2 protein-coding genes and 2 pseudogenes (1 of these 4 only partly in view) are annotated in these 3,094 nt (G+C 49.5%); all 4 read right to left on the bottom strand.

The window, feature by feature from the left end; translation table 11 throughout:
- A pseudogene (locus B3G15_RS13560) lies at window positions 1-648 on the bottom strand (transcription-repair coupling factor); the annotation flags it as partial.
- Window positions 649-704: 56 nt separating this feature from the next.
- Window positions 705-1,262 carry an aminoacyl-tRNA hydrolase gene (gene pth, locus B3G15_RS13555; protein ID WP_290721785.1) on the bottom strand — a complete coding sequence of 186 codons (558 nt, stop codon included), beginning with the start codon at window positions 1,260-1,262 and terminating at the stop codon, window positions 705-707.
- 88 nt (window positions 1,263-1,350) lie between these two features.
- A complete protein-coding gene (locus B3G15_RS13550; protein WP_012368955.1) occupies window positions 1,351-2,307 on the bottom strand; it encodes a ribose-phosphate diphosphokinase in 957 nt (318 codons plus the stop codon).
- A 55-nt stretch (window positions 2,308-2,362) separates the two neighbouring features.
- Window positions 2,363-3,094, bottom strand: a pseudogene (gene glmU, locus B3G15_RS13545) (bifunctional UDP-N-acetylglucosamine diphosphorylase/glucosamine-1-phosphate N-acetyltransferase GlmU); it runs 584 nt beyond the window's last position.

Here is a 3,094-nt window from a genome sequence, read left to right as displayed (position 1 = left end):
GAGCGAACGTTGAGTCTCCGCATCAAATGTATAGATCGAGTCGACTTCCTCGTCGAATAGATCGAGCCGGTACGGACGTTCGACCGTGAGCGGATAAATATCGATGATACTTCCGCGAACAGCAAACTCACCAGGCGTCGTCACGGTCGCCGTCCGTTCGTACCCCGCATCGACTAAGTCCTGGACGAAGTCCGGAATCGATAAGATGTCGCCCGGCTTCACCTGTTTGACGTGTGACAGGAACGTCTGTGCATCTGGAACATATCGACGCAAGCCAACGAGCGGAATGATCAGGATCCCGTCGTCTGTCGTCAGTAAACGATGCCGGGTCTCGATCCGTGTCGCCCGCAGTTCTGGACTTGCGCCATAGGAAAGTTCCGCTGCTAACGTCTCATCGACCGGATAGAGCATAACGTCTTCTTCCGGTACGAGTTCAATCAAATCATCGTACAGTTTTTGTGCTTGGAACATATTATGTGTCACGAGTACGAACCGACGTTTCGTCTCCTGATAAATCCCGGCGACGAACAATGCTTTCCCACTGTTCATCAGACCGGTGATCAACTGAGCGTTGACACCGTCCCGGAAGCGTTCCCGAACCGTCTTGATTTCAGGAATCGCTAGTAAGAGTTCTTGTAATTGTTTCATCTTCTTCCTCCTAAAACACGACAGCAAAAACGCTTTGGAACCCCAAAGCGTTGCGTTCAGTTATACCGATTCATCAAAGCGAGAAACGGTGTGTCTATGAAGTCCGTCGCTACATCGACAGACGCATTGAGTACGTGTTGCAAACTTCCTTGTTCCGCCTTCGAAAAATTCATCAACACCCAGTCAATGACTTGGATGGGTGCCGGTGGTCGACCAACGCCAAGCTTAAGGCGCTTGATCTCCTGCGTACCGAGGTGCTGGATCAACGACTTGACGCCGTTATGACCGCCTGCACTACCTTTTGAACGCAACCGTAGTTTCTCAAGCGGCAAGTCCAGATCGTCATAGATGACGAGCACATCTTCGACCGCGATTTTATAGAAATCAAGTAACGGTCGCACCGCTTCACCTGATAAGTTCATATACGTCAATGGCTTGACGAGCACGACACGTTCTCCGTTTATCATTCCCGTTCCGAAGAGGGCTTTAAACTTCGTTTCTGAAAGCTTGATCCCGTGCTTCTCCGCTAAGGCATCAATCGCAAGAAAACCGATGTTGTGGCGCGTGTTCGCATACTTCGCTCCAGGATTCCCTAATCCGACGATACATTTCATATCGATTCCTCATTTCTATTTAAAAAAGTAAACGAACAAGGGTCCGATTTCAATAAACCGGACCACGTCGTTCGTATGCATCAAGCAATCAGCTGAAGAGCGGGCTGATTGATTTCTGTTCGTGTACACGGATGATTGCTTCTGCAAGCAAGCGTGCCACAGAGATTTGTTTGATTTTGCTTGCACATTCGCGTTGTGTCAAGTCGATCGTGTTCAAGACGACGAGTTCTTCGATCGCTGAGTTCTCAATCCGTTCCATTGCTGGACCCGAAAGAACAGGGTGTGTACAACATGCATAGACTTGTTTCGCTCCGTTTTCGATCAAAGCGTTCGCTGCAAGTGTGATCGTACCCGCTGTATCGATGATGTCATCGATGATGATGGCAATCTTGCCATCGACTTGACCGACGATGTTCATGACTTCTGCGACGTTCGGTTTCGGACGGCGTTTGTCGATGATCGCGATCGGTGCTTTTAATTGTTCTGCTAATTTACGTGCCCGTGTGACACCGCCATGGTCTGGAGAAACGATGACGAGTTCGTTTGGATCGATGTTCTTTTTCTCGAAGTATGAAGCGAGAAGCGGTACACCCATCAATTGATCTACTGGAATATCGAAGAACCCTTGGATTTGTGCTGCATGGAGATCCATCGTCACGACGCGTGTCGCCCCTGCTACTTCAAGCAAGTTCGCAACGAGTTTCGCCGTGATTGGCTCACGTGAACGTGCTTTGCGGTCTTGACGCGCATAACCGTAATATGGAATGACGACGTTGATTGTCCGTGCAGACGCCCGTTTCAGTGCATCGATCATGATGAGAAGTTCCATCAGGTTTTCGTTGACTGGTTGGCTTGTCGATTGAATGATGTAAATATCATCCCCTCGGACACTTTCTTCGATGTTCATCGAAATTTCGCCATCACTGAAGTGTTTGACTGAACTTTCGCTCACCGGGATTCCGATGACTTTAGCGATTTCCTCTGCCAGTGGTTTGTTCGAGTTGAGTGCGAAAATACGAATTTCATGTTCTAAGACAGTAGACATGTGTAGGTGGCCTCCATTTGTTTGGGTTTAGACGAGTAGAGCGACAAGTAATGAATTAACGATAATCAGGTTTCGTCGTTTGACGTTCCCGTGCGATCGCGAGACCGTTTTCCGGCACATCATCCGTGACGGTTGATCCGGCAGCAACAAGGGCGTTCTTGCCGACCGTGACCGGTGCGATCAAGTTGACGTTACAGCCGATGAAGGCATCGTCTTCAATGATCGTCTGGAATTTATTTTTTCCATCGTAGTTGACCGTGATTGATCCACAACCGAGATTGACGTTCTCTCCGATCGTCGCATCTCCGACATAGCTCAGGTGGGCTGATTTGCTACCTTCGCCAAATGTTGATTTTTTGATCTCAACGAAGTTTCCGACGCGTGTGTTCGCACCGAGAACCGCTTGCTGACGTAAATGCGCGAATGGACCGACTTGTGCCGCTGGACCAATCTTGCTATCCGTGACGACGGATTGACGAACAATGGCACCATCTGCCACTTCACTATTGCGAATATCCGAGTTCGGACCAATCGTACATTCTGAACCAATGACCGTGCGACCGAGTAATTGCGTTCCCGGATAAAGAACAGTATCTGAACCAATCGTGACGTCTGGTCCGATATACGTCGAAGACGGATCAACGAATGTGACACCCTGACGCATCCAGTACTCGTTCGTCCGCTTACGCATCGATGTTTCCGCTTGTGCAAGTGCGACGCGATCGTTGACACCGATTGTCTCTTCGAACGTAGGTGCCGCATACGCTGCGATCGTTTCGCCTGCTGC

It is taken from the genome of Exiguobacterium sp. UBA1053, from assembly GCF_002316465.1.
Lineage (GTDB): Bacteria > Bacillota > Bacilli > Exiguobacteriales > Exiguobacteriaceae > Exiguobacterium_A > Exiguobacterium_A abrahamii.
This window is presented reverse-complemented; position numbering and strand designations above follow the sequence as displayed.